The sequence below is a fragment of the uncultured Acidovorax sp. genome, from assembly GCF_964021665.1.
In the GTDB taxonomy this organism is placed as follows: Bacteria; Pseudomonadota; Gammaproteobacteria; order Burkholderiales; family Burkholderiaceae_C; genus Acidovorax; species Acidovorax temperans.
Genome location: NZ_CAXIAK010000022.1, coordinates 22,401 through 48,354, shown reverse-complemented (window position 1 = coordinate 48,354; position 25,954 = coordinate 22,401). Strand labels below are relative to the sequence as shown.

The window sequence follows — 25,954 nt, the reverse complement described above, 5'->3', positions numbered from 1 at the left end:
AAATGGCCTTGTGTTTGCCGCGCAAACGGAGAGCAACTTCGCTGGCTACTCGTCCGAGGACCTTATTGGTCGCGTCAATCACAAACCACTCGTGCACAACCTCAGCGGGCTTTGCGCTGAAAGTAGTAGTCATGAGTTTCTCTTTTCAAGAGGGGGTTTGTAAGGGCCCTTTTCCACGGTCGGTGCTTCTCTGAAGGAAGCCTCTTAGGTGGGACTGATGTGTTCGCCGCGGGGCCGCTCAATCGCTGCGAAGCCTGTGATTATACGAAGTTTCACAAAAACGGTACAACCGCTCATCCCGAAGACCGACCACCGAGGCGCCGACCCACTCAGTTGCCCATCTGCCGGGCACGCTGCTCCTCTGCCTCGTAGCGCTTTCGGTTCTCGACACAGATGGCCTGCCCGACCTGCGACGGCTTTTGGCATTCCTGATGAATGCACATGGGTTTGGCCAAGAAGCCAGCATTCGCGCAAACCTCTTGGGGCGTCGGGATTTTGGCGGGTGCTGGCCGGGGTTTCGGCTCAGGCGGTGGCGGGGGAGGCGGAGGAGGCGCTTCCACAGCCACCACCGGCGCGGGGGCAGGCTCTGGAGCCACCTTTCTTGCAGCGGCACTGTTGCGCACCACGGGCTTGGGCGCCGTAGCCGGCTGGGACGCAGAAGCTGCAACCAGCGGAGGATCCACGAGACTGGGCTCCGCCACAGCCACCTCACTGGCGACCGAGGCGCTGGCCACCGGGGCAGACGCTTCCACCAGCGTCAAAGCGGCTGGTGGCTCAGCCACTTCGGTGATGATGTCATCCGCCACCGGCGCCTTGCGTGCATACAGCCCCCAGCCAGCACTCGCCACCGCCATGAGAGCAACCGCAGCCACAGCCCCCCAGCGCAAACTCTTGTGGCGACGCGAGACAGCCGCGCGGGCCCGTTGACTCGATTCGTGCGAAGCGCTCGCAGACCTGGAAGACTTGGAAGCATGCCCCCCTACTTCGCGGTGCGCGCCCGATCCTGAACGATGACCTGACGGGCTGGACGACTCCAACTCCTCCATCATCACCGTATCGCCCGGGTCCATGAAGACGGTATCTGCAGCCTCTACAGCCACCGTATCAGGGCCTGAGTCAGCATCCACCCGCTTGGAATCGTGCAAAGCGGCAGGAGCAGAGACCGCGGCTTGCGCGCCTGCCAGCGATGCCTGGATATCCGCCACGATCTTGGGCGCAGAGGTCACATCCACGGTGGGCGTCAGCAACCCAGGGCCGGGCTGGTCCGCAGGCTCGACCCAGATGTCGCCCAGGTCAGCGCGGAAATCGAATCCGTCAATGCCTTCAGGCGCAGACACCATTTCCATGGCCTGCAAGAAGGCGTCAATGTTCTGAGGACGATCTTCGGGGCGCAAAGAGAGGGCCTGGGTCACCGCTGCGACAAATGCAGGCGAATACTCAACACCAAACTGCCGCTTCACGGTCTTGGCAATGCGGGGGAACGGCACCATGCGATCTCGAATGGAACGCAAGGTGGCCGGCAAAGGCGTGTCATTGCACAGGCAGCCATGCACGACCGCCGCCAGCGAATACAAATCGCTCCAGGGCCCCTGGCGCAGATCATCATCGGTTTCTGAATACTGCTCGATGTGCGCGTAGTTGACCTTGAGCACCGCAGTGTGCTGGCGCCCCTGGTCGTTGATGGCGTGGCGTGCGGCCCCCAGGTCCAGCAACACGGGGGGGCCATAGTCTTGCAAGAAGATGTTGTCTGGAGAGATATCGCGGTGCAGCGTCTTGCCGTCGTGCAACACCCGCAGCGCCCCCAGCACCGACCACAGCACCTTGCGCAGCCAAGCCTCGGGTGGCGGAGTGCGCATCTGCGTACGCGCCTGCTTGAACGTCATGCCGCTGTAGAGCGGCATGACCATGTAAGCCGTGTTGTTCGCCTCCCAGAAACGGAACACTTTCACGAGCGAAGGGTGATCAAACTGGGCCAGCAAGCGCGCTTCGCCCACAAAGGAAGCCAGTCCGGCCTGGAAGGTCTGCTGATCGGACGACGATCGAACCCCCAGGGATTGCCCCTGCACACGACCCGCCAGAGCCGTCGGCATGTATTCCTTGATCGCCACCGCACGGTGCAGGGAATGGTCAAACGCCTTGTAGACCATGCCAAAGCCGCCCACCCCCAGAAGCCCCATGATTTCAAACTCAGCCAACCTGGTGCCGGGCGGCAGCGCATCAACGTGGCTGACGCCGGCGGCAGGGGTTTGACTGGATCGTTCGATCATGGTGGGAAGGGAGCAGGACCGGGTCTGAAAGGGCACTCAATGGTGCCTGCCAAGCGTCTAGGCTGGGCAACAGACGCGATGATGCGATATCAAAGCCTGTAGAGAAGCTACAAAAAGCAGACTGTCTGAGAAAAACATCACAGGCCGCCGGAAGGTTGTGATTTTGCCCGGCTCTCGGACGATTTGTATGAGGTTTCTCAGCACTCAAGGCCGTCAAGGTGCGCAATCGTTACCATACGGGCATGTTCAGTTATCGCCACGCATTCCACGCAGGCAACCATGCCGATGTGCTCAAGCACACGGTTTTGATTGCCACCTTGCAATATCTCACGGAGAAAGACGCGGCGTTGACCGTTCTGGATACGCACGCCGGCGCGGGTCTCTACCGGCTGGACGGCGATTACGCCAGCACCAGCGCAGAAGCCTCGGACGGCATTTTGCGCCTGGTCGCCCCCGAAGTACCGCCCCTCACCCCGGCGCTTGCCGCCTATGTGGACATGGTGCGGGCCTTTAACCAAGGCAGCAAAACCAGGGTGTACCCCGGCTCGCCCTTCATCAGCCAGCGCCTGCTGCGCGGGCATGACAAGCTCAAGCTGTTTGAACTCCACCCCACGGACATGCGTGCACTGGCCGGTAACGTGGCCCAGCTGGAAGCCGGCAGGCAAGTGGCCGTGCTGCATGAGGATGGATTTGAAGGCATCAAAAAATTTCTGCCGCCACCGGCCCGCCGCGCTTTGGTGCTGTGCGATCCCAGCTATGAAATCAAGAGCGACTACGGCAAGGTGCTGGACATGGTCACGGATTCGCTCAAGCGCTTCGCCACCGGCACCTATGCGGTGTGGTACCCCATCATCCCCCGCCCGGAAGCCCATGATTTGCCCCGGCGGCTCAAGACCCTGACCACCAAGGCGGGCAAGAGCTGGCTGCATGCCACGTTGACGGTGAAATCCAGCAAGGTCACAGAAAACGCGGCTGGGGAAACCAAACGCCCAGGTCTGCCAGCCAGCGGCATGTTTCTGATCAATCCGCCCTTCACACTCAAGCCCGCGCTGAAGGAAGCTCTGCCGCAAATGGCGGAGTTGCTGGCGCAAGACAAGCACGCCACGTACACGCTGGAATCGGGCAGCTAAGAAAATGCCTGCAGCGACCTAGTCTGGTCGCTTGGGCGGGCAGGTGTCCTCGCCAGTGCTGAGGGGAAACACATCCACCGGCTTGAGGCCCAAGCCGTGAAGCCCCAAGGCAATGGCGGCGCCCCGGCTCAGATCCACCACCCGATTGGCGGCGTGCGGGCCCCGGTCGTTGATGCGAACGACCACCCCGCGCCCGGTGATCTGGCTGCGCACGCACACCATGGTCCCGAACGGCAAGGTGCGGTGGGCAGCGGTCATGGCATGCATATCAAAGCGCTCACCACTGGCGGTGCGGCGCTTGTGAAAACCAGGGCCGTACCAGGAAGCCAGCCCGGTTTCGCTGGGCAAGACTTCTGCCTCCTCCTCCCCCTCTTCGTCCTCGTCGCTGCTCAGCAGATCGATGGCGGAGCGCTGGGCGGGAAGCGGTTTTTCCGCATCAGAGGATGACGTCGCACTGGGGTCAGGCATGCCCGAATCCTCATGGGCAAGAACAACCACAGGCCAGGCCAGCACCATAGCGGCACAGGCCAGCAAGGCAGACCAGAACCTGCGCCCACCTGCAAGCCCTGCCGCGCGCTGCCCTGGCACGTTTACAGCTCCAGTCGGCGGCAAATCTCCAGCGTGGCCGCGCTCTGGTTCATGGTGTAGAAGTGCAAGGCGGGCACCCCGGCGCTACGCAACTGGTCGCACAGATCGGTCACCACGTCCAGACCAAACGCCTTGATGCTGGCGGTATCGTCGCCAAACGCCTGCAGGCGCAGCCGGATCCAGCGCGGAATCTCGGCACCACAGGCATCCGAAAAGCGCATCAGTTGCGTGGAGCTGGAGATGGGCATGATGCCAGGCACCACGGGGATATCCGCACCCAGCTTGTACGTGTCCTCCACAAAGCGGAAGTACGCATCGCTGTTGTAGAAATACTGGGTGATGGCGGCATCGGCACCCGCACGCACCTTGGCCACATAGGCCTTGAGGTCAGCCTCGGGCGAACGGGCTTGCGGATGCACCTCGGGGTACGCGGCCACCTCGATGTGGAAGTCCCGCCCCGTTTCTTCGCGGATGAAGGCCACCAGGTCGCTGGCGTACTGAAACTCGCCGCCCGCGCCATAGCCGCTGGGCAAGTCGCCCCGCAAAGCCACCAGCCGCCGCACGCCCATGCCCTTGAGCACCGCCAGTTGCTCACGCACCGACTGGCGCGTGGCGCCAATGCACGAGAAGTGCGATGCGGCACTAAAACCTTCAGACAGGATCTCCTTCACCGTAGTGAAAGTTCCCTCTTGCGTGGAGCCGCCGGCCCCATAGGTCACGGAACAAAATTCAGGGTGCAAGGCATACAGCTGCTGGCGCACGGTACGCAGCTTGGCCGCACCTTCTTCGGTTTTTGGCGGAAAGAATTCCAGGCTCACCGGGAAACCGGTGGCTTCGGTCTTGGCAGCGTTCATGCGGCCCTCCTTGCGTCAATAAAGAATTCCCGATTGCCGTCGCCGCCCTGAATGGGGCTGTCGATCCACGACAACACGTCCAGACCCACCTCGGCACAGCAATCGCGGATGCGCTTTTCCACCACGGGGTACAGCGCCTCATCGCGCACGATACCGCCCTTGCCAACCTGGCCGGGCTGCAACTCAAACTGCGGCTTGACCAGCATGAGCAGCCGCCCTTGGGGCGCCAACAGCGGCACCAGCGCGGGCAGTACCAGCGTCAAAGAAATGAAAGACAAATCGCCCGTGATCACGTCGAACACGGGCGTGATGTTCACATCCTCACGCCCCGGCTTGCGACGGCGCACCACGGGCAAAGTGCCCTCGGCACGTGCCTTGGCTTTCGCTGCGCGCTCGGCCTTGAAGGCTTCCACGTCCTGCTCCTTGGCGTCGTCGCTGTCGTCGTACTCTTCATCCACCAGGCCGCCGTTGCGCATCCAGCTGTAGGGGGCCACGGGCTGGGTTTCGTTGTCCTCTTCGTCCTGCACCTCTTCTTCAGACAAGGCCACGTCGCAGCCTTCCTTCAGCGACTCGGCAGTCATCGCCCGTGCGTTCAGGCCTTCCACGCCCACTACGCGCGGGTCATCGCGCAGGCGCTCGTGCAACTGGCCGTGGCCCACGTCCACACCAATGACCTGGGCGGCACCGTGCTGCAGCAAGCAGTCGGTGAAGCCGCCGGTGCTCTGCCCCACATCGAGGCAGCGCAAGCCTTTGACCACCAGCCCCGTCGCCTTGAGGGCGCCTTCGAGCTTGAGCCCGCCGCGCGAGATGTATTTCGCCTCGGCATCGTCGAGCAAGCGCACCTCTGCCATGGGTGGAATGTCATCGCCGTTCTTGACCACCTTGTTCCAGGCGGACAGCGGCGTCAGCCGCCACTCCACCCCCGAGGCGATCAGGCGTTGCGCCTGTGAGCGCGTAGCGGCATGGCCGCCTTCCACCAAAAAAACATCTGCGCGCATGCGTACTCTCTCGTCGTCCGACGGAAATTTGAATAAAAACAGGCGCCAGCGCTTATCCAATAGGCGCTGGCAGCTCCTAAATCAGGAGCATTCAACCTCTATCGCCAGGGCTTAGTAGCGGTAGGTATCTGGCTTGTAAGGGCCTTGCTTGGGCACGCCGATGTAGGCGGCTTGCTCGTCTGTCAGCTCCGACAACATCGCGCCCACCTTCTTCAGGTGCAGGCGTGCGACCTTTTCGTCCAGGTGCTTGGGCAGCACGTAGACCTTGCCGTTTTCATAGAAGTCGCTGTGCGTGAACAGTTCGATCTGGGCAATGGTCTGGTTGGCAAAGCTGGAAGACATCACAAAGCTGGGGTGGCCCGTGCCGCAGCCCAGATTCACCAGACGGCCCTTGGCCAGCAGAATGATGCGCTTGCCGTCAGGGAAGATCACATGGTCCACCTGGGGCTTGATTTCTTCCCACTGGCAGTGCTCTTCGAGCTTGGCGACCTGGATTTCGTTGTCGAAGTGACCGATGTTGCAAACGATGGACTGGTCCTTCATGGCCTTCATGTGCTCGAAGGTGATCACATCGCGGTTACCGGTGGTGGTCACGAAGATGTCGGCCTTGTCGGCGGCATATTCCATGGTCACTACACGATAGCCTTCCATGGCGGCTTGCAGGGCGTTGATGGGGTCGATCTCGGTCACCCACACCTGGGCGCTCAGGGCGCGCAGGGCCTGGGCCGAGCCCTTGCCCACGTCGCCGTAGCCCGCCACCACGGCCACCTTGCCAGCAATCATCACGTCGGTAGCGCGCTTGATGCCGTCCACCAGCGACTCGCGGCAGCCGTACAGGTTGTCGAACTTGCTCTTGGTCACCGAGTCGTTCACGTTGATCGCACGGAACATCAGGCTGCCCTTGGCAGACATTTCCTTCAGGCGGTGCACGCCGGTGGTGGTTTCTTCCGTCACACCAATGATTTGTGCGCTCTTGCGGCTGTACCAAGTGGGGTCCACCGCCAGCTTGGCCTTGATGGCGGCAAACAAAATGCGCTCTTCTTCGCTGCCAGGGTTGGCCAGCACGCTCTGGTCCTTTTCGGCCTGCTTGCCCAGGTGCATCAGCAGCGTGGCGTCACCGCCGTCGTCCAGGATCAGGTTGGGGCCTTCGCCTTCAGTGCCGGCGGCACCAAAGTCGAAGATGCGGTGGGTGTAGTCCCAGTAATCCACCAGCGTTTCGCCCTTGACGGCAAACACGGGGGTACCGTTGGCGGCAATGGCAGCGGCAGCGTGGTCTTGCGTAGAGAAGATGTTGCAGGAAGCCCAGCGCACCTGCGCGCCCAGGGCCTGCAGGGTTTCGATCAGCACCGCCGTCTGGATGGTCATGTGCAGCGAACCGGTGATGCGCGCGCCCTTCAAGGGCTGCTTGGCCGCGAATTCCTCGCGGATGGCCATCAGGCCGGGCATCTCGGTTTCAGCAATGCGGATTTCCTTGCGGCCCCATTCGGCCAGGCCGATGTCGGCAATGATGCAGTCGGTGTTGACCGGGGCGTTGACGCGTGCGTTCATGGTGTGCTCCAAAGCAGGTTTGAAAAGCCACTTGACGGGGAAGATGCAACTCACCACACGAAAAGTGGATGAGCGTCGTTGCTTGATGACTCCGAGCCTCACGCCCCGCAGATGGCAGGGGGCGCTGCAACGCTCCTCGGAAGCGCGGATTATAAAAGCAGTCGCCATGAAGGCGTCTCGCGTGCCACTTCAGCCCCCAAGTCCACTGGGTAAAATCGCCGGCAAAAAGCCCCCGCGCCACCGCGCTCCACAGGGGCTGCGCACCCTCTGAACCCGCAGCGCGCCACTCGTCGCGCCTGCCCACCCATTTGGAACCCCTTGTGTCCTACGCCCCAGAAACCCGGCGCCGCCGCACCTTTGCCATCATTTCCCACCCCGACGCGGGTAAAACGACGCTGACCGAAAAGCTGCTGCTGTTCTCGGGCGCGATCCAGATCGCCGGCGCCGTCAAGGGCCGCAAGGCCAGCCGCCACGCCACGTCGGACTGGATGGAGATTGAAAAGCAGCGCGGCATCTCGGTGGCATCGTCGGTGATGCAGATGGCTTACCGCGACCATGTGGTGAACCTGCTCGACACCCCCGGCCACAAGGACTTCTCGGAAGACACCTACCGCGTGCTCACCGCCGTCGCTTCGGCCCTGATGGTGATCGACGCCGCCAACGGTGTGGAAAGCCAGACCCGCCGCCTGATTGAGGTGTGCCGTCAGCGCGACACGCCCATCATCACCTTTGTGAACAAGATGGACCGCGAAGTGCGCGACCCGCTGGACATCATGGACGAGGTCGAACGCGAGCTGGGCATGCCCTGCTGCCCCATCACCTGGCCCGTGGGCCAGGGCAAGAGCTTTGGCGGCATCATCAACCTGCGCACCAAGAGCATGACCGTGTTCCAGCCCGGCAGCGAAAAACGCCCGCAGGACTTCGAGACCATTCCCCTGTCCGACGCAGACAACCTGCGCGCCCGCTTCGGCCAGGCATTCGACGACGCGCTGGAGAGCATGGAGCTGGCCGTGGGCGCATCCGCAGAGTGGGACCACGATGCCTTCCTGAAAGGCAAGCTCACACCCGTATTCTTCGGCTCCGGGGTGAACAACTTCGGAGTGATGGAAGTGCTGGACGCGGTGGTCGATATGTCGCCCCCGCCCGGCCCGCGCGTGGCCTACACCGAGGTCAACCGCAACCGCGAAGAAAAAATCATCCAGCCTGAAGACGAGAGCTTCTCAGGCGTGGTGTTCAAGGTGCAGGCCAACATGGACGCCAACCACCGCGACCGCATCGCCTTTGTGCGCGTGGCTTCGGGCAAATACACCCCTGGCATGCGGATGAAAGTGCAGCGCACCGGCAAAGAATTGCGACCCACCAGCGTGGTGACCTTCATGAGCCAGCGCCGCGAAGCGGTGGACGAGGCCTATGCCGGTGACATCATCGGCTTCACCACCCACGGCGGCGTGCAGCTGGGCGACACCATCACCGACGGCCCGAACCTGCAGTTCACCGGCCTGCCGTTCTTCGCCCCGGAAATGTTCATGACCGTGGTGCTGAAGAACCCCCTGCGCACCAAGCAACTGCAGCAAGGCCTGATGCAGCTGGGCGAAGAAGGCGCCATCCAGGTCTTCAAGCCCGACGCCGGCGGCAACATGCTGCTGGGCGCTGTGGGCCAACTGCAGTTTGAAGTGGTACAGCACCGCCTGAAGACCGAGTACGACTGCGACGTGCGGCTGGAAGCCTGCCAGTACACCGGCGCACGCTGGATCACCGCCGACACCCCAGCCGAGCTGCGCGAATTCGAAACCGCCTACCCGCTGCGCATGGCCCATGACGCAGCCGACACGCTGGCATATCTGTGCACATCGCCGTACGACGTGCGACTGGCGCAAGAACGGTTTCCGAAGATTCACTTTCATCCGCTGCGGGAGCATGCGGGGCTGAGTTTGGGTAACGCGGGTTGAGCTTGGGTCGGTAGCCATGCATCCTCTCACGAGCCATCGTTTTCATCAGCGCCCCTTGTTGGGCGTCATGACCGACATCGACGACACCCTCACCACCGACGGCGCCATCACTTCCGATGCGCTGGAAGCGCTGGGCAAGCTCAAAACAGCCGGGCTGCACGTGATCGCCATCACTGGCAGGCCCGTGGGCTGGAGCGAGCCCTTTGCGGGCAGCTGGCCGGTGGATGCCATCGTGGCGGAGAACGGTGCGGTGGCTCTGCAGTCACTGCCCTGCCAAGGGCTGGTCAAGCGCTACCAGCAGGACGAGTCCACCCGCCAGCGCAACTACGCCCGCATGCAGGAAGTGCTTGCACAGATCGAGCACGAAGTGCCCGGCGCCCGCCGTGCCACCGACTCTCCGGGGCGCGAGACAGACATCGCTATCGACCACAGCGAATTCACGCACCTGCCCCAACAGGACATTGACGAGGCGGTGCGCATCATGCGGGCGGCGGGCATGAATGCCACGGTGAGCAGCATCCACATCAATGGCTGGTTTGGCGCGCACAACAAGCTCGAAGGTGCGCGGTGGATCGTGCGCGAGTTGTGGGGCCGGGATCTGGATTCAGAAATGGACCGCTGGGTGTACGTAGGCGATTCGACCAACGACCAGTTGATGTTCCAGCACTTCGCGCACAGCGTGGGTGTGGCCAATGTGGCGCGCTTTGTGCCCCAGTTGCAGCACCTGCCGCGCTACATCACCCAGGGTGAACGCGGCGCGGGGTTTGCCGAGGTGGCCAGGGCTATTTTGCAAAGCAGATAAAGCACAGCGGATTCACGACTGCCGAGCAGGAGGCTGCCCTCGAGCCTTTTTCGGGCGCTCGCCAACGCAATGCAAGGGCCAACTGGCACTAACAGCCTCACGCGTCAGACATACGCTACGGGAACCTCTTCGAGAGCTGGCAAATGAATGAAGCGCCTCGCGGCGCTCCCCATTCACTGCGGCTTGGCCAACCCCAGCTTTTCCACGAGCGCCTTCTCGCGCTCAAAAGTGTCGGCTGCAAACTTCTGGTAGGTGGCGCTGCTCATGTAGATGGGCACCATGTCGTAGCGGGCCAGCGCGGATCGGTAGTTCTCCTGCTCCATGGCCTGCTTGAAGGCGTCGTGCAGGCGCTTGACCACGGCGGGTGGCGTGCCTTTGGGGGCGCCGATGCCGAAGGGCGAGTTCTGCACCAGATCCAGCCCCAGCTCCTTGAGCGTGGGGGCATCGGGGAACTTGGCCAAGCGCTCTGCGCCCCAGGTGTTGAGCACGCGCAGCTTGCCCGCTTCTACCTGCGGGGCAAACCCGGTGGAGTCGGCCGCGGCCATGAGCTGCCCGCCCAGAATGGCCTGCATCAAATCGGCGCTGCCCTTGTAGGGCACGTGCAGCAGTTCTATGCCCAGCTTCTGTGCAGCAAGTTCCATGGTCAGGTGCGGGCTGGTCATGGTGCCGGTAGAGCCGTAGCTGAGCTTGCCCGGATTGGCCTTGGCCCAGGCCACAAAGTGCGTCCAGGTCTTGAGCGGGGAGTCTGCCGGCACCACCACACCAAAGGCGTACCCCGTGACGTTGAGGACGTAGCTGATGTCCTTGACCGGGTCCCAGTTGATCTTGGTGGTGTAGGGCAGGCGGAACACGCCCAGCGGAATCTGCGCCAGCGTGTAGCCATCGGCCGAGGTGCCTTGCAGGGCCTGCGCGGGCAGCGTGCCACCAGCGCCGGGCTTGTTCTCCACCACCACGGGCTGGCCCAGGATCTTGCCGGCGTTGTCGGCCAGAACGCGCATGGTGATGTCGGTGGGCCCGCCGGCGGGGAAGGCAATCACCAGCTTGATGGGCTTGGCGGGAAAGCTCTGGGCGCGCGCTGTGATTGTCGGCGCGGCGAGGCTGGCGGCCCCCCACTGGATGATCTGGCGACGTTGCATGGTGAGGCGCTCCTGACTGGCAAAACAATGACGGCGCCATTGCACCGCAGGCAAGCCGCCCGCCGTAATGCGGAAACCCCTTAGAGCCTGTCGCCCATGCGGCAGCCCCTAAGCTCAGGAGGCGCGCCCTGCCACGCCCGCACATCGATGAGCCTTACGCCTTGTAGGTGGACAGCAGGATGCTGGTCTCCGTGTTGGCGATGCCGGTGGTCAGGCGAATGCGGCCGAGCGCCGCGTCAAACGCCTCCAGGCTTTCAGCGCGCACCTCGGCCACGATGTCCCAGCGCCCATTGGTGGTGTGCAAAGTGCCCACTGCGGGCTCGCCGCGCAGCGCGCGAATGACTTCGGGGGCTGCGTTGCCCTCCACGGCGATGCTCATCCAGGCGCGGATGCGCTGCGGCTCTGACTCGGGGCGCAGGCGCACGGTGTAGCCGGTAATCACACCGCTGTCTTCGAGCTTGCGCAGGCGGTTTTGCACCGTGCCACGGGCTATGCGCAGCTTTTGCGCCAGCACGGCCACGGGCGTGCGCGCATCGGCACGCAGGATGCTCAGGATCTCCCGGTCCGTGTCGTCCATTTTGAACATTTGGTCATACCTGCAATACAAAACGCCAATTTACAGCACTATTTGAGCAGCTTGCGGGCTGTTCGCTGGCGCATGCCCTCGGGAGAATTTCTTCCGTTGCACCGCGACATTGCTTTTTTGATTCACAGAGCGACCCCAAAAACTTCTCCTCGACCGCCTTGGTGCCGCAGGCCATCGCAGCCCGATGCTCACCGTGCGCAAGGCAGTTTTGTGAGCCGCTTTACACCGGAGACTTTCATGACCCGCCTGATCGACCTTCCCACGCTGGCCCAGCTCGTTCACCACATCACCCCTGCCCGCTTCATGACCGAGCTGGCCGAGCACCTGCACAGCGACTACCTGCGCTGGCAAGACTTTGACAAGACGGCCCGCGTGGCCAGCCACAGCGCGGGCGGCGTGATCGAGCTCATGCCCGTGGCCGACAACGCGTACTACAGCTTCAAGTACGTCAACGGGCACCCCGGCAACCCCATCAGCGGGCTGCCCACGGTGATGGCGTTTGGTGTGCTGTCCGAAGTGGCTACCGGCTACCCGCTGCTGGTGTCCGAGCTGACGCTGACCACCGCGCTGCGCACTGCGGCCACATCGGCCATGGCCGCACGGGCCCTGGCACGGCCCGATGCACGCTGCATGGCGCTCATTGGCAACGGCGCGCAAAGTGAGTTCCAGGCCATAGCGTTCCACGCCCTTCTGGGGGTGAACGAGTTGCGGGTGTTTGACATTGACCCTGCCGCCACAGCGAAACTGCAGCGCAACCTGGCAGCCGTGCCCGGCTTGCGCGTGGTGCCCACATCGTCTGCAGCCGAGGCGGCGCGCGGTGCCGACATCGTCACGACCATCACCGCCGACAAGGCCAACGCCACCATCGTGACGCCCGACATGATCGAGCCCGGCATGCACCTGAACGCGGTGGGCGGCGACTGCCCTGGCAAGACCGAGCTGCACCCCGATGTGCTACGCGCCGCAAAGATTTTTGTCGAATACGAGCCGCAAACCCGCATCGAGGGCGACATACAGCAGCTGCCTGCCGACCACCCCGTCACCGAGCTGTGGCGCGTGCTGGCAGGCGAGGCCGCCGGGCGCCAGTCGGCCAGCGACGTGACCGTGTTTGACTCGGTGGGCTTCGCGCTCGAAGACTACGCTGCATTGCGCTACATCCATCAACGGGCCACGGCAGAAAACCTGGGCATAGAGGTCGAACTCGTGCCCACCGATGGCGACCCCAAAGACCTCTTCGGCCGCACCCGCGGTGACCGCCAACGCGTGGCCCTGCGCCGTGTGGCTTGATGGCCGGTGGACATGCCATGACCCACGCTTCACCCTGCGCCACGCCCAGCGCCACACCCCAAGCCATCTCCTCTGCGCCCCCGCGCCAAGGACCAGCGCGCGCCTCCATGCAGGCACCTGCCGCCGTGGTGATGGTGCGCCCCCACCACTTTCACCCCAACCCGGAGACCGCTGCCGACAACGCTTACCAAGGCTGCAGCGGCGCACCCGCCAGCGAACTGGCACGCCGTGCCCACGCCGAAGTGACCGAGGCCGCAGCGCAGCTCCGCCAGGCCGGGGTGCGCGTGCACCTGTTTGACGACGAAGACCCGCACGGCAGCATGGGCCAGCCAGCCACGCCGGATTCGGTGTTTCCGAACAACTGGTTTTCCACCCACGCGGGCGGCCATGTGGCGCTGTACCCCATGTACGCGCCCAGCCGCCGCCGCGAGCGGCGCAGCGACATCATCGAGCTGCTCAAGGCACAGTACCGGGTGCAAGAGGTGGTGGACTACTCCGGCCTGGAAGCCGACAACGTGTTCCTCGAAGGCACCGGCGCCATGGTGCTGGACCATGTGGGCCGCGTGGCCTACACAGCCCAGTCGCACCGCGCCAACCCGGTGACGCTGGAGCGCTTTTGCACCCACTTTCAGTACGAGCCCATGGTGTTTGCCACGGCCGACGCAACGGGCCAGCCCTGCTACCACACCAACGTGATGCTGTGCATCGGCACCGAGTTTGCGATGGGCGGGTTTCACATGGTCAGCGACCCGCAGCGCCGGCGCGAGGTGCAAGAGCGCCTGTGGGAAAGCGGCCGCAACCTGATCGAGTTGGGCCCAGAGCAGATCACCAACTTTGCGGCCAACGCACTGGAACTGCAAAGCCGCAGTGGGCCCGTGCTGGCCCTGTCGGCCCGCGCGGCTGCGTGCCTCACGCCCGCACAGCGCCGGGCGCTAGAGCAGCACACCACCTTGCTCCCGCTGGCGGTGCCCACCATTGAACTGGCAGGCGGGTCGGTGCGCTGCATGCTCGCGGGCATCCACCTGGCACCCCGTCCCAGCATGGCGCCGGCATCGTGTGAAGCCAGCGCCACAAGCACGAATCTCATTCAAATTGGCGCCTAGCGCTTGATACACAAGCGCAAGCAGCTATATTTTTAATAGCAAAAATCATGCATCAGGTGGCGCGGCCTGCGCCTGCAAGTCGGCATCGCACCCCACGCCCGAAGCGATCCAGCGCCGCGCCAGCAGCGACAGGCCGCGCACCACCCACGGATGGCGCCAGCCGGTGACGCTTGCAGGCTCGGCCACCATGCCGCACCAATAGCGCTGGTCGCGGTCACTCCAGCGCAAGGCCACGCAAGCACCACGGCGTCGGCGCGATACCAGCACCCCCAGCGGGCAGGGCTCTGCCAGGCAACACAGGCCGCAGCCATTGCACGATTCGCCCTCAGCTGGCTTGGGCGGTGCCGCAGGCTGCAGCCACACGACGGGCGCAGAAGGCTGGGTCATGCCAAGGCAACGCCCAACAGGGCTGGCGTGAAAGAGACGATGGGCATGGAAGGCGAGGGGATCAGAGCAGCGTCTGGTGACGCCGCCGCAGCCCCAGATCATGCCCCGCGCAAGGGTGCAGCAACAGCCCCCAACGCCAAAAAAAGACCCCAGCTATTGCGGAAATAGCTGGGGCGAAGAGGCCGGTCAGAAGGGAAGAGAGAAGAACCGGCCCGAGGGGGACAAGAGACAAGAGAGACAAGGAAGGTGCCCTACCCCGCGCCGCAGCGCTGTGGGCACCCTGGGGCCAAAGCCCGATCAGCAGCCGCTGGGGCGGCCCGTGCGCATGGGCACGATACCGCTCACCTTGAGCGTGGCGCCCGAGCCGTCGCTGGCCGTCAGGGTCTTGCTGGTAAAGCGCACGCGGTCGCTTTCGCGCTCCACCGCGGAGTCCACCGCCTCGCCGCTGGCGTATTCCTTGCCGGCAAATGTCATGAACACCTGGTAGGTGACGGTGCCGTTGACCTGGTAGCGGATATCGCCGAACGCGGTGGCATCAGAGCCGACCTTGTTGGCACCGTCGAACTTGAACGTGCACACCTCGGGCGATGAACCCACGGGGTTCTTCTTGTCCACATCGGTGATGTTCAAGGAGCCATTGCCGTAGATGCCGTTGAGACCGTCCACGGTGGAACTGGTCACGGTGAGCACGCCTGGCTCGTTGCTGGGGGTGGGGTCATCGTCGTTGCCGCCACCGCAGGCCACCAGCAGAACGGAGGAGGCAGCGAGGGCCAGGCAAGTTTTGAAGGAGGAGTTCATCTCAGTGGGGCCATCTGGCGGCCGGGGTTGGTTGGCAGTGGGGTCATCGTAAAAATGCCACTGCACCGCTCACGTCCGACAACGGCAGCACCCGCCGTAGGACGTCACCGCACGCGCTGGGGGCACGGCTGCCCTCTCCGGCCAGCGCGTGCCCAGCGCATGTTCAGCGCCTGTTCAGCGTGCCAGCACCGGCCCCAGTGCCTTGCCCGTGTGCGTGCCCAGGCGCACCAGGTCCTCGGGCGTGCCGGTGGCCACGATGCGGCCGCCGTCCTTGCCGCCTTCGGGCCCCAGGTCGATGATCCAGTCGGCCTCGGCAATCACGTCCAGGTCGTGCTCGATGACGACCACGCTGTGCCCGCCATCGACCAGGCGGTGCAGCACGCGGATGAGCTTGTGCACGTCGGCCATGTGCAGGCCCACGGTGGGCTCGTCCAGCACGTACAGGGTGTGCGGGGCCTTCTGGCCGCGGCGGCCCACTTCGTCGCGCACTTTGGTCAGCTCGGTCACCAGCTTGATGCGCTGCGCCTCGCCGCCACTAAGCGTGGGCGAGGGCTGGCCCAGGGTGAGGTAGCCCAGGCCCACGTCTTTGAGCAGTTGCAGCGGGTGCGCAATGCTGGGCATGCTGGCGAAGAACTCCACCGCCTCGTCCACCTCCATCTGCAGCACATCGCCAATGCTCTTGCCGCGCCAGGTCACGGCCAGGGTTTCGGGGTTGAAGCGGGCACCGTGGCAGGTTTCGCAGGGCACCTTCACATCGGGCAAGAAGCTCATCTCGATGGTGCGCACGCCCGCGCCTTCGCAGCCGGGGCAGCGGCCTTCGCCGGTGTTGAAGCTGAAGCGCCCGGCAGCGTAGCCGCGTGCCTTGGCCTCCAGCGTCTCGGCAAACAGCTTGCGGATGGTGTCCCAGAAACCGATGTAAGTGGCGGGGCACGAACGCGGCGTTTTGCCGATGGGTGTCTGGTCCACTTCGAGCACACGGTCGATGCTCTCGAAGCCGGACAGGCCCGTGCAACCGACCAGCGGTGGCGCCTTGCCCGCGTCCATCGCATCGCGCCCGGCCTTGGTACTGCGCTGCTGCACCCAGGCCTGCACATTGGCCAGCAGCACGTCGCGGGCCAGGGTGGACTTGCCCGATCCGCTCACGCCCGTCACCGCCACCAGGCGGTGCAGCGGCACGGTGGCCGTCACGTTCTGCAGGTTGTGCAACTGCGCGCCGTGCACCGTGAGCCAGCGCATGGCAGCGCGCTCCTTCGCCTCGGTGAGTGCATCGGCCGCCAGCGCGGCGGCCTGGGCGGCGCGTTTCTTCACGGCGGCGCTTTGGCGGCCCGTGGGTGCGGCGGCCTCGGCCTGGGCGATAGCCGCCGTGGCTTCGGCGCTCACCTCGCCCGCCACCATGCTGCGGCGCAGTTGCAGCGGGTGCTTCATGGCGTGCAGCAGGTAGCGGCCGGTTTGCGAATCTTCAGCGGCCGTGAGGTCGGCCACGCTGCCCTGCGCCACCAGGCGCCCGCCGCGTTTCCCGGCGCTGGGGCCGATGTCGATGATGTGGTCGGCACGGCGGATGGTGTCTTCATCGTGCTCCACCACCACCAGCGTGTTGCCCTTGTCACCCAGCTTGTGCAGGGCGTTGAGCAAAATCTGGTTGTCGCGTGCGTGCAGGCCGATGGTGGGTTCGTCGAGCACGTAGCACACACCCTGCAGGTTGCTGCCCAGCTGCGCCGCCAGGCGAATGCGCTGGGCTTCGCCACCGCTCAATGTGGGCGCGCCCCGGTCGAGCGTGAGGTAGCCCAGGCCCACTTCTTCCAAAAATTCGAGGCGGCTCTGAATCTCGGGCACCAGGTCGCGGGCGATGTCGGCCTCGCGCTGCGTCATGCCACCGGCGACCCGCAGGCCCTCCACCCAGCAGCGCACATCACTGACGGAGAGCGCGGCAATGTCGGCAATACCCACGCCCGCAAACTTGACGGCGCGGGCCGTAGCGTTCAAACGCGTGCCCTGGCAGGTGGGGCAGACGGTGGTGCCGTCCAGGTCTTCCACCTCGGGCTCGGCAAAGGTCTGCTCGCGGCCTTTTTCTTTATCGGCCAGCACCGAATCATCAAACACCTTGCGCTGCTCTTTGGTGAGCTTGACGCCCGTGCCCACGCAGTCGGGGCACCAGCCGTGCTTGCTGTTGTAGCTGAACAGGCGCGGGTCCAATTCAGCGTAGCTGGTGGCGCACACCGGGCAGGCGCGCTTGGTGGAATACACCTGCAAATGCCCGATGCCCGCGGTGGGCGCACCGCTTTCCATGGCGGCGGCCAGGGTGCCGATGCTGGAGAGGACATGCACCACGCCCTTGCCGTGCGTGAGCGCGTCGGCCAGCGCGGTGCGAAGCTGGGCCTCATTCTCGGGCGAGACATCGAGGCTGGCCACGGGCAGCTCGATGGTGTGTTCCTTGAAGCGGTCGATGCGCGGGAAATTGGTGGTCGGCAGGAAGTTGCCGTCCACCCGCAGGTGCGTGTAGCCGCGTGGGCGGGCCCAGTCGGCCAGCTCGGTGTAGACGCCCTTGCGGTTGACCACCAGCGGGGCCAGCAGGCCGATGTGCTGGCCGCGAAACTGCGTGAGCAGCTGCGCGGCAATGCTCTCGGGCGTTTGCGGCTGCACGGCAGCGCCGTCGTGCACGCAGTGCTGCGTGCCGAGCTTGACGTACAGCAGTCGCAGGAAATGCCACACCTCGGTCGTCGTGCCCACGGTGGACTTGCGCCCGCCGCGCGAGAGGCGCTGCTCAATCGCTACGGTGGGCGGAATGCCGTACACCGCGTCCACCTCGGGCCTGCCTGCGGGCTGCACGATGCTGCGGGCGTAGGCGTTGAGGCTTTCAAGGTAGCGGCGCTGGCCTTCGTTGAACAGGATGTCGAACGCCAGCGTGGACTTGCCCGAGCCGCTGACGCCGGTGATGACGTTGAACTTGCCACGCGGCACATCCACGCTCAGGCTCTTGAGGTTGTGCTCCTTGGCGTTGACGATCTCAATGGCGTTCTTAGCCAAATTGGCCTGCAGCGCATGTCCCTCTTGCGCAAGCAGCTCCTGTTTTCGTAGCACGGCATTTTTTTCGTGCACCGAATGGCCGCCCACGCCCAGCGCCAGTTCGTAGTCGCGCAGGGCCTGGCCGGTGTGCGATGTGGCGTGCTCGCGCACGTCTTCGGGCGTGCCTTCGGCCACGACGAGGCCGCCGCCCTCGCCGCCTTCGGGCCCCAGGTCGATGAGCCAGTCGCTGGCGCGGATCACGTCGAGGTTGTGCTCGATGACGATGAGCGAGTGCCCGGCCTCCAGCAGCTTGCGCAACGCGCGCATGAGCTTGGCAATGTCGTCAAAGTGCAGGCCGGTGGTGGGCTCGTCAAACAAGAACAGCGTGCCTTTGCGGGCCACGTTCTGGCGCGACTTGGCAGCGGTCTTGGCCGCCTCGGCCAGAAAGCCCGCCAGCTTGAGCCGCTGCGCCTCTCCCCCGCTGAGCGTGGGCACGGGCTGGCCCAGCGCCACGTAGTCGAGCCCCACATCCACAATGGGTTGCAGGGCGCGCACCACGTCCTTGTCGCCCGCGAACAGGGCTACGGCCTCGGCCACGGTGAGTTCGAGCACATCGGCCACGTTCAGTGTTTTGCCGCCACGTTCGATGGTGATTTCCAGAATCTCGGGGCGGTAGCGCTTGCCATCGCAATCGGGGCAGCGCAGGTACACGTCACTCAGGAACTGCATCTCCACATGCTCAAAGCCCGAGCCCCCGCAGGTGGGGCAACGCCCATCGCCACTGTTGAAGCTGAACTTGGCGGCGGTGTAGCTGCGCTGCCTGGACAGCGGTGCGGTGGCAAACAGCTCGCGAATGCTGTCCCACGCGCCCACGTAGCTCACGGGGTTGGAGCGCGCCGTCTTGCCAATGGGCGACTGGTCCACAAACACCACATCGGCCAGGTGGTCCGCGCCCAGCAGGCGGTCGTGTGCGCCGGGGGTCTCTGTGGCCTTGCCGAAGTGGCGCATCAACGCGGGGGCGAGCACGTCCTGGATCAGGCTGGATTTGCCTGAGCCGCTCACGCCCGTCACAGTCACCAGCCGCTGCAGCGGAAACTCGACCGACACATTTTTCAGGTTGTGCTCGCGCGCGCCTTCCAGAATGAGGCGCGGGGTCGAATCGGTGACCATGCGTTTGAAGCCAAAGCCCACCTGCTTGCGCCCGCCCAGGTAGTTGCCGGTGAGCGTGTCCGCCTGGCGCAAATCGGCCGTGGTGCCGTCAAACACAATGCTGCCGCCCTTGCGGCCGGGGCCGGGGCCCATGTCGATCATGCGGTCGGCCGCCAGCATCACGGCGGGGTCGTGCTCCACCACCACCAGCGTGTTGCCCGCATCGCGCAGGCGCAGCATGGCCTCGGTGATGCGGTGCATGTCGCGCGGGTGCAGGCCAATACTTGGCTCGTCCAGCACAAACAAGGTGTTGACCAGGCTGGTGCCGAGGGCGGTGGTCAGGTTGATGCGCTGCACCTCGCCGCCGCTGAGCGTACGGCTTTGCCGGTCGAGCGTGAGGTAGCCAATGCCCACATCACACAGGTACTTGAGGCGCGTGGTGATTTCTTCGTGCAGCAGTTTCAGCGCCTGGGCGTCGCCGCCCTTCGCATCGTCGCCCACGGGCAACTGCATGCGCGCAAAGAACTGGCGCAGGCGGTCGATGGGCAGCAGCATCAAATCGTGCATGCACAGGCCGGGCAAGGCTTCGAGCTGCGCACGCGTCCATTGCACACCTTGGGGCATGAAGCGCTGGAACTCTGCGCCCCCACGCTCGGCACTTTCGTGTCCTCGCTGCCCCCCAAGGGGGCTGCCATTGCTTGGGGCGGCCCGGCGCTGCGGCGGGTCCATCACCGCATCGGCATCTTCCTTGCGGCCGATGCGCCAGAGCAGGCTTTCCGTCTTGAGCCGCGCACCGGCGCACACCGGGCACGGCGTGTAGCTGCGGTACTTGGACAGCAGCACACGGATGTGCATCTTGTAGGCCTTGCTCTCCAGGTAATCAAAAAAGCGCTGGATGCCGTACCACTGCTGGTTCCACTTGCCGTTCCAGTTCGGTGATCCGCCAATCACCCACTTCTTCTGCTCGGCCGTGAGCTGGTACCAGGGCGTGTCACGCGGAATGCCTGCGGCCTCAGCATGGCGCATGAGGTCGTCTTGCGCCTCTTGCCAGGCGGGCGTCTGGATGGGCTTGATCGCGCCCGAGCGCAGCGTGAGTTTGTCGTTGGGGATGACCAGGCCCCAGTCCACCCCGATCACCCGGCCAAAGCCCCGGCAGGTGTCACACGCGCCTACGGCGGAGTTGAACGAGAAGGCGGAGGGAATGGGCTCGCTGTAGCGCAGGTCGCTGTCGGGGCAGTGCAGGCCTGTGGAGAAGCGCCACAGTTCGGGCTCGCCTTCATCCACCAACCGGTACACATTCAGCCGCCCGCTGCCGCGCTTGAGCGCTACTTCAATCGCCTCGATCACACGCGCCTTCTCGGCATTGCCCAGCCTGAAGCGGTCTGCCACCACATCCAGCAGCTTGCGCGGGCCGGTAGGTGTGGCTACTTCGCGCTCAGCCTGCACCTTGGTGAAACCACTGGCCGACAGCCATTGCTCGACCTGTTCGGCGCTGGTGTTGGCAGGCAACTCGACCGGGAAGGTCAACACAATGCGTGGGTCACCCGCTGCGGCGGAGCGCTGCTGCAGCTCGGCGTAAATGGTCTCTGGCGAATCGTGCCGCACGGGTTGCGCAGTCTGCTTGTCAAACAGCTGGCCCGCGCGCGCAAACAGCAGCTTGAGGTGGTCGTTCAGCTCCGTCATCGTGCCCACGGTGGAACGGCTGGAGCGCACGGGGTTGGTCTGGTCGATGGCGATGGCGGGTGGAACGCCCTCTACGCGGTCTACCGCGGGCTTGTCCATGCGGTCCAGAAACTGGCGCGCGTAGGCGCTGAAGGTTTCCACGTAGCGGCGCTGCCCCTCGGCGTACAGCGTGTCAAACACCAGACTGGATTTGCCCGAGCCGCTGGGGCCAGTGACCACCGTCAGCTCGCCGGTGCGGATGTCCAGGTCCAGGTTGCGAAGGTTGTGCTGGCGTGCGCCACGGATGCGAATGGTTCCCTGGGTCATGGAGGCGGTCTTTCTGGGGTGAGGCGGGACATTCTAGGTACGCACTCCGGGTTTGCGCCTGCGCCCGCCGATTACCCCCGAGGCGCACTGCAGTGCTTTTGACCATGGACAAAGCAGGCGCAATGGAGCAGCGGCGAGGGAAGTCAGAAGATCGAGCTGATCTCCGTGGACGACAAGTTCGACCCCAAGCCGGCAGCGGAGAACACCCGCACGCTGATCGAGGACAAGAACGTCTCGGCACTCTTCCTCAACCGGGGCACCCCCCACACCGAAGCCATCCTGCCGCTGCTGGACAAACACGGCGTGGTGCTGGTGGCGCCGTCCACTGGGGCCATGGTGCTGCACCAGCCGGTACGCAAATACATCTTCAACGTGCGCGCCACGTACCAGCGCGAGGCCGAGAAGGCGATCACCCACCTGGCTTCCATGGGCATCACCCGCGTGGCGCTGGTGTATGCGGACGACAGCTTTGGCGCGGACGGCATCCAGGGTGCGCAAAAGGGCCTGGCAGCCGCCAAGCTGACCGCCGTGGTGTCCGAAAAGTTCGACCGCGCCAAGCCCGACTTCGCCCCCATTGCCGCCAAGGTGGCCAAGGCCGATGCGCAGGCGGTGCTGATGGTGGCCTCGGGCTCTGCGGTGGTGGATGCCACCAATGCCCTACGCACGGCGGGTTCGGCCGCACAGATCGTGACGCTGTCCAACAATGCCTCCAGCGGTTTCATCAAGAGCCTGGGGGCCAACGCCCGGGGCGTGATCGTGACCCAGGTGTTCCCCAACGAGCGGGCCGTGACCTACCCGATGGTGAAGGAAGCCCAGGAACTGGCCAAGACCAAGGGGCTCACCGAGATCAGCCCCGCCATGCTGGAAGGCTTTGCCGCCGCCAAGGTGCTGGTCGAAGGCCTCAAACGCGCAGGCCCCAAGCCCACCCGCGACAAGATCCAGACCGCGCTGGAAAGCATCAAGAAGCTGGACCTGGGCGGGCTGGAGGTGAACTTCAGCTCCGAGGACCATACCGGGCTGGACTTTGCCGACCTGTCCATCATCGGCACGGACGGGCGCTTCCGCCGCTGAGCGCCCGCCTACGCGTTTTTACAGTTGTCCCGCGCGAGAGCGTGGCTACACTCGGGCGCTCCACACGCAGGAGACAACCTCATGAAGAAAACAGGCCTGGCCGGTGCGCTCTGCGCCCTTGCCGCCGCCCTGGGCATCGGTTCCGCCCACGCACAGATCCTGATCGGCCAGACGGTGGGCATCACCGGATCGGCCGCCGGCACGGTGGCCGAATCCATGCAGGGCGCAGCCCTCTACATCGACCACATCAACGCCAGGGGCGGCGTGGGTGGGCAGAAGGTGGAGGTGCTGTCGCTGGACGACAAGTTCGACCCCAAGCTGACCCTGGACAACACCCGCACGCTGATTGAACAAAAGGGCGTGATCGGCCTGTTCATGACCCGTGGCACGCCCCACACGCAGGGCATCATCCCGGTGCTGGAGCAGCATGGCGTGCCGCTGGTGGGCCCGTCCACCGGAGCGATTGCGCTGCACCAGCCCGTGAGCAAATACGTGTTCAACGTGCGTGCACCCTACCAGCGCGAGGTGACCAAGGCGATTTCGCACCTGCACACGCTGGGCGTCCAGCGCATTGGTGTGGTGCATGTGGACGACACGTTTGGCGCAGACGGCCTGGCCGGTGCGCAGGCGGGCTTCAAGGCCAACAACATCGATGCGCTGTTCCTCGAAAAGTTTGACCGCGCCAAGCCCGACTACAGCGCCATCGCCCCGCGCGTGGCCGGCAAGCAGCCCCAGGCGGTGATCTTCATCGGCACGGGCGCTGCAGTGGTCGATGGCATCAAGGCCCTGCGCGCTGCGGGCGTGGCCGGCCAGATCGTCACGCTGTCCAACAACGCGTCGGGCGGGTTTGTGAAGGCCCTGGGCGACCAGGCCCGGGGCGTGGTGGTGACGCAGGTGTTCCCGTCGGAGCGCTCGCTCAACTACCCCGTGATCAAGGAGGCCATGGACCTGGCCAAGGCCAAGAACATCGGCGACCTGACGCCCGCCATGCTGGAGGGTTTTGTGAGCGCCAAGGTACTCGTGGAAGGCCTCAAGCGCGCAGGCGCCAAGCCCGACAGCGCCAAACTCCACATGGGGTTGGAAAGTATCAGGAAGTGGGATCTGGGCGGCATGGAGCTGAGCTACAGCCCCACCGACCACAGCGGGCTGGACTTCTCCGACCTGTCCATCATCGGCACGGACGGCCGCTTCAAGCGCTGACACGGCACAAGCTCCCGATCATCTTCACACCACCACAAAAAAAGGCCCTGCCAGCAATCGCTGGCAGGGCCTTTGTCATGCCGGGCAATGCGCTTATTGAGCGCTGGCGGGCGCAGCTGGGGCTGCAGGCGCGGCGGATGCAGCAGGTTCAGGAGCATGCACAGCGTCTGCGCCGTGCTTTTCACCGCCCATGTCAGCCTTGTCGCCCGCCATGATGATCACGTACATCGACACGGCGGCAAACAAGACGAAGCCAACAATAATTTTCCACATAGCAATTCCTTCTGGGTTGGGTTTGTTCAATCAAAGGGCCTGCCTGAGGCGCAGGGTTGTGGGTTGTACTGGTGCACGACACAAGCCCCTTGATGGAACACAGGACCCGCCCGTTTCCGGGCAGGCCCTGTACACCGCTCAGTAACGATCAGTCGTTGGCGTAGATGTCCACGTCCTTGGTTTCCTTGATGAACAGGCCACCGATCACCACCGTGGCACCGGCAATGATGATGGGGTACCACAGGCCGTTGTACATGTTGCCGGTCTGGGCCACGATGGCAAACGCCGTGGTAGGCAGCAGGCCGCCGAACCAGCCGTTACCGATGTGGTACGGCAGGGACATGGACGTGTAACGGATGCGGGTGGGGAACATTTCGACCAGCATGGCGGCGATGGGGCCGTACACCATGGTCACCAGCAGCACCAGGTACACCAGGATGGCCGTAACCATGACCTTGTCGATGCGGGCCGGGTCGGCCTTCGTGGGGTAGCCGGCGGCCTTGAGCGCATCGGCCACGGCCTTCTTGAACTCGGCGTCCTTCTTCTTGGCTTCGTCAGCGGGCAGGCCCTTGCTGCTGTAGCCGGTGATGGCGGTTTCACCGATCTTGATCACGGCGGGGGTGCCTGCGGCGCCGGGCGAGTTCTCATAGCTCACCGAAGCGCCTGCCAGCACCTGCTTGGCGATGTCGCACGAACTGGTGAACTTGACGGTGCCGGTGGGGTTGAACTGGAACGAGCACTCGTTGGGGTCGGCCACCACCACCACCTTGTTCTTGGCCTGGGCTTCCGCCAGGGCGGGGTTGGCCGCCTTGGTCAGTGCACCGAACACGGGGAAGTACGTGAGGGCCGCCAGCAGGCAGCCTGCCAGGATGATGGGCTTGCGGCCGATCTTGTCCGACAGCGAACCGAACACGATGAAGAACGGCGTGCCGATCAGCAGCGAAACGGCCACAAAGATGTTGGCGGTGGCGCCATCGACCTTCAGCGCTTGCGTCAGGAAGAACAGGGCATAGAACTGGCCCGTGTACCACACCACGGCCTGACCGGCGGTCAGGCCCACCAGCGCCAGAATCACGATCTTCAGGTTCTTCCACTCACCAAAAGACTCTTTGAGAGGTGCCTTGGATGTCTTGCCCTCGGCCTTCATCTTCTGGAAGGCAGGCGATTCGTTCATGGCCAAGCGGATCCACACCGAAATAGCCAGCAGTGCGATGGACACGATGAACGGAACGCGCCAGCCCCAGTCGGCGAACGCTTCTTCGCCAGTGATGGTGCGAGTGCCCAAAATCACCATCAGCGACAGGAACAGGCCCAGCGTGGCGGTGGTCTGAATCCATGCCGTGTAGGCACCGCGCCTGCCGTGAGGGGCGTGCTCGGCCACGTAGGTGGCAGCGCCGCCGTACTCACCACCGAGTGCCAAGCCTTGCAGCAGACGCAGGACGATCAGGATGACCGGAGCGGCCACGCCTATGGAAGCATAGGTGGGCAAGATACCGACGATGAAGGTCGACAGGCCCATGATCAGGATGGTGACCAGGAACGTGTATTTGCGGCCAATCATGTCGCCCAGGCGGCCGAAGAAGATGGCGCCGAACGGACGAACAATGAAGCCCGCGGCAAAAGCCAGCAGTGCAAAGATGAAGGCAGAGCCCGCGTCCAGGCCGCTGAAGAACTGCTTGGCAATGATGGCTGCCAGCGAACCGTATAGATAAAAGTCGTACCACTCGAAAACGGTGCCGAGGGACGAAGCGAAGATGACCTTCCTCTCTTCGGGCGACATCGGCCGCGGTGCGGGATGGGTTGTTGCCATGGTGTGTGTCTCCTGTGTAGGTGTTT

The 25,954-nt window shown here is 64.3% G+C and carries 19 protein-coding genes, 1 pseudogene and 1 riboswitch; of the genes and pseudogenes, 7 read left to right on the top strand and 13 right to left on the bottom strand.

The genetic code is table 11. The features are described from left to right. Together AADJ04_RS07110 and AADJ04_RS07105 are read right to left on the bottom strand one after the other, a co-directional pair. Window positions 1-133, bottom strand: a 133-nt coding sequence (locus AADJ04_RS07110) for an uL13 family ribosomal protein (RefSeq protein ID WP_341239192.1), incomplete at its 3' end; no start/stop codon positions are given. Window positions 134-329: 196 nt separating this feature from the next. Further along, the gene (locus AADJ04_RS07105; RefSeq protein WP_341239187.1) at window positions 330-2,267 is read right to left on the bottom strand and encodes a serine/threonine-protein kinase; all 1,938 of its coding nucleotides are present in this window, start codon (window positions 2,265-2,267) and stop codon (window positions 330-332) included. Window positions 2,268-2,509: 242 nt separating this feature from the next. Between AADJ04_RS07105 and rlmJ the strand changes: the two genes are divergently transcribed. Beyond that, window positions 2,510-3,397 (top strand): 23S rRNA (adenine(2030)-N(6))-methyltransferase RlmJ, encoded by an 888-nt coding sequence (gene rlmJ / locus AADJ04_RS07100; RefSeq protein WP_341239186.1) that lies wholly within the window; start codon window positions 2,510-2,512, stop codon window positions 3,395-3,397. 18 nt (window positions 3,398-3,415) lie between these two features. Here rlmJ and AADJ04_RS07095 read toward each other — a convergent pair whose 3' ends face one another. From AADJ04_RS07095 to ahcY, 4 genes are all read right to left on the bottom strand, one after another. Continuing rightward, window positions 3,416-3,793, bottom strand: a complete 378-nt coding sequence (locus AADJ04_RS07095) for a septal ring lytic transglycosylase RlpA family protein (protein ID WP_242638210.1) — start codon at window positions 3,791-3,793, stop codon at window positions 3,416-3,418. Window positions 3,794-3,987: 194 nt separating this feature from the next. Beyond that, window positions 3,988-4,839, bottom strand: a complete 852-nt coding sequence (metF, locus tag AADJ04_RS07090; RefSeq protein WP_312785265.1) for a methylenetetrahydrofolate reductase [NAD(P)H] — start codon at window positions 4,837-4,839, stop codon at window positions 3,988-3,990. Further along, complete coding sequence (locus AADJ04_RS07085) at window positions 4,836-5,837, bottom strand: TlyA family RNA methyltransferase (RefSeq protein WP_341239185.1); 1,002 nt, start codon at window positions 5,835-5,837, stop codon at window positions 4,836-4,838. Before AADJ04_RS07085 ends, metF begins: the two co-directional genes overlap by 4 nt. A gap of 111 nt (window positions 5,838-5,948) precedes the next feature. Beyond that, a complete protein-coding gene (gene ahcY / locus AADJ04_RS07080; RefSeq protein ID WP_341239184.1) occupies window positions 5,949-7,385 on the bottom strand; it encodes an adenosylhomocysteinase in 1,437 nt (478 codons plus the stop codon). A 63-nt stretch (window positions 7,386-7,448) separates the two neighbouring features. Then, window positions 7,449-7,528: riboswitch (S-adenosyl-L-homocysteine riboswitch) on the bottom strand. 177 nt (window positions 7,529-7,705) lie between these two features. Between ahcY and AADJ04_RS07075 the strand changes: the two genes are divergently transcribed. Next, window positions 7,706-9,334 (top strand): peptide chain release factor 3, encoded by a 1,629-nt coding sequence (locus tag AADJ04_RS07075; protein ID WP_341239183.1) that lies wholly within the window; start codon window positions 7,706-7,708, stop codon window positions 9,332-9,334. 16 nt (window positions 9,335-9,350) lie between these two features. Next, window positions 9,351-10,136, top strand: a complete 786-nt coding sequence (locus tag AADJ04_RS07070) for an HAD-IIB family hydrolase (protein ID WP_341239182.1) — start codon at window positions 9,351-9,353, stop codon at window positions 10,134-10,136. Between the two features lie 173 nt (window positions 10,137-10,309). On the opposite strand, the gene AADJ04_RS07065 is transcribed toward AADJ04_RS07070, so the two are convergent. Next, window positions 10,310-11,272, bottom strand: a complete 963-nt coding sequence (locus AADJ04_RS07065; RefSeq protein WP_341239181.1) for a tripartite tricarboxylate transporter substrate binding protein — start codon at window positions 11,270-11,272, stop codon at window positions 10,310-10,312. A 154-nt stretch (window positions 11,273-11,426) separates the two neighbouring features. Further along, complete coding sequence (locus AADJ04_RS07060) at window positions 11,427-11,858, bottom strand: Lrp/AsnC family transcriptional regulator (RefSeq protein ID WP_142083420.1); 432 nt, start codon at window positions 11,856-11,858, stop codon at window positions 11,427-11,429. 237 nt (window positions 11,859-12,095) lie between these two features. Here AADJ04_RS07060 and AADJ04_RS07055 point away from each other — a divergent pair, with 237 nt between their 5' ends. Both AADJ04_RS07055 and AADJ04_RS07050 read left to right on the top strand, forming a co-directional pair. After that, the gene (locus AADJ04_RS07055; RefSeq protein ID WP_198847278.1) at window positions 12,096-13,145 is read left to right on the top strand and encodes an ornithine cyclodeaminase; all 1,050 of its coding nucleotides are present in this window, start codon (window positions 12,096-12,098) and stop codon (window positions 13,143-13,145) included. A 131-nt stretch (window positions 13,146-13,276) separates the two neighbouring features. After that, the gene (locus tag AADJ04_RS07050) at window positions 13,277-14,248 is read left to right on the top strand and encodes an arginine deiminase-related protein (RefSeq protein WP_341239191.1); all 972 of its coding nucleotides are present in this window, start codon (window positions 13,277-13,279) and stop codon (window positions 14,246-14,248) included. Window positions 14,249-14,293: 45 nt separating this feature from the next. Here AADJ04_RS07050 and AADJ04_RS07045 read toward each other — a convergent pair whose 3' ends face one another. From AADJ04_RS07045 to AADJ04_RS07035, 3 genes are all read right to left on the bottom strand, one after another. Then, complete coding sequence (locus tag AADJ04_RS07045) at window positions 14,294-14,635, bottom strand: hypothetical protein (RefSeq protein ID WP_142083416.1); 342 nt, start codon at window positions 14,633-14,635, stop codon at window positions 14,294-14,296. A 297-nt stretch (window positions 14,636-14,932) separates the two neighbouring features. Beyond that, window positions 14,933-15,433, bottom strand: a complete 501-nt coding sequence (locus AADJ04_RS07040) for a hypothetical protein (RefSeq protein ID WP_142083414.1) — start codon at window positions 15,431-15,433, stop codon at window positions 14,933-14,935. Window positions 15,434-15,607: 174 nt separating this feature from the next. After that, on the bottom strand, window positions 15,608-21,574 hold the full coding sequence (locus AADJ04_RS07035; RefSeq protein WP_341239180.1) for an excinuclease ABC subunit A: 5,967 nt from the start codon (window positions 21,572-21,574) through the stop codon (window positions 15,608-15,610). 144 nt (window positions 21,575-21,718) lie between these two features. Between AADJ04_RS07035 and AADJ04_RS07030 the strand changes: the two are divergent. Next, window positions 21,719-22,645: pseudogene (locus AADJ04_RS07030) on the top strand (ABC transporter substrate-binding protein); the annotation flags it as partial. Window positions 22,646-22,726: 81 nt separating this feature from the next. Continuing rightward, window positions 22,727-23,845, top strand: coding sequence for an ABC transporter substrate-binding protein (locus AADJ04_RS07025; protein ID WP_341239179.1), 1,119 nt, complete (start codon window positions 22,727-22,729; stop codon window positions 23,843-23,845). A gap of 93 nt (window positions 23,846-23,938) precedes the next feature. Here the strand turns inward: AADJ04_RS07025 and AADJ04_RS07020 are convergent, their stop codons facing one another. Next, on the bottom strand, window positions 23,939-24,118 hold the full coding sequence (locus tag AADJ04_RS07020) for a hypothetical protein (protein ID WP_044396957.1): 180 nt from the start codon (window positions 24,116-24,118) through the stop codon (window positions 23,939-23,941). 148 nt (window positions 24,119-24,266) lie between these two features. Next, window positions 24,267-25,928, bottom strand: coding sequence for an MFS transporter (locus AADJ04_RS07015; RefSeq protein ID WP_341239178.1), 1,662 nt, complete (start codon window positions 25,926-25,928; stop codon window positions 24,267-24,269). Between the last annotated feature and the right edge of the window lie 26 nt (window positions 25,929-25,954).

Bases quoted from the DNA above. Each gene is read 5' to 3' on its own strand.
- metF (WP_312785265.1), bottom strand. From the start codon at position 4,839: ATGAACGCTGCCAAGACCGAAGCCACCGGTTTCCCGGTGAGCCTGGAA.
- AADJ04_RS07060 (WP_142083420.1), bottom strand. From the start codon at position 11,858: ATGTTCAAAATGGACGACACGGACCGGGAGATCCTGAGCATCCTGCGT.
- AADJ04_RS07040 (WP_142083414.1), bottom strand. From the start codon at position 15,433: ATGAACTCCTCCTTCAAAACTTGCCTGGCCCTCGCTGCCTCCTCCGTT.
- AADJ04_RS07025 (WP_341239179.1), top strand. From the start codon at position 22,727: ATGAAGAAAACAGGCCTGGCCGGTGCGCTCTGCGCCCTTGCCGCCGCC.
- rlmJ (WP_341239186.1), top strand. From the start codon at position 2,510: ATGTTCAGTTATCGCCACGCATTCCACGCAGGCAACCATGCCGATGTG.
- AADJ04_RS07035 (WP_341239180.1), bottom strand. From the start codon at position 21,574: ATGACCCAGGGAACCATTCGCATCCGTGGCGCACGCCAGCACAACCTT.
- AADJ04_RS07050 (WP_341239191.1), top strand. From the start codon at position 13,277: ATGGTGCGCCCCCACCACTTTCACCCCAACCCGGAGACCGCTGCCGAC.
- AADJ04_RS07065 (WP_341239181.1), bottom strand. From the start codon at position 11,272: ATGCAACGTCGCCAGATCATCCAGTGGGGGGCCGCCAGCCTCGCCGCG.
- AADJ04_RS07055 (WP_198847278.1), top strand. From the start codon at position 12,096: ATGACCCGCCTGATCGACCTTCCCACGCTGGCCCAGCTCGTTCACCAC.
- AADJ04_RS07045 (WP_142083416.1), bottom strand. From the start codon at position 14,635: ATGACCCAGCCTTCTGCGCCCGTCGTGTGGCTGCAGCCTGCGGCACCG.
- AADJ04_RS07020 (WP_044396957.1), bottom strand. From the start codon at position 24,118: ATGTGGAAAATTATTGTTGGCTTCGTCTTGTTTGCCGCCGTGTCGATG.
- AADJ04_RS07015 (WP_341239178.1), bottom strand. From the start codon at position 25,928: ATGGCAACAACCCATCCCGCACCGCGGCCGATGTCGCCCGAAGAGAGG.
- ahcY (WP_341239184.1), bottom strand. From the start codon at position 7,385: ATGAACGCACGCGTCAACGCCCCGGTCAACACCGACTGCATCATTGCC.
- AADJ04_RS07085 (WP_341239185.1), bottom strand. From the start codon at position 5,837: ATGCGCGCAGATGTTTTTTTGGTGGAAGGCGGCCATGCCGCTACGCGC.
- AADJ04_RS07070 (WP_341239182.1), top strand. From the start codon at position 9,351: ATGCATCCTCTCACGAGCCATCGTTTTCATCAGCGCCCCTTGTTGGGC.
- AADJ04_RS07105 (WP_341239187.1), bottom strand. From the start codon at position 2,267: ATGATCGAACGATCCAGTCAAACCCCTGCCGCCGGCGTCAGCCACGTT.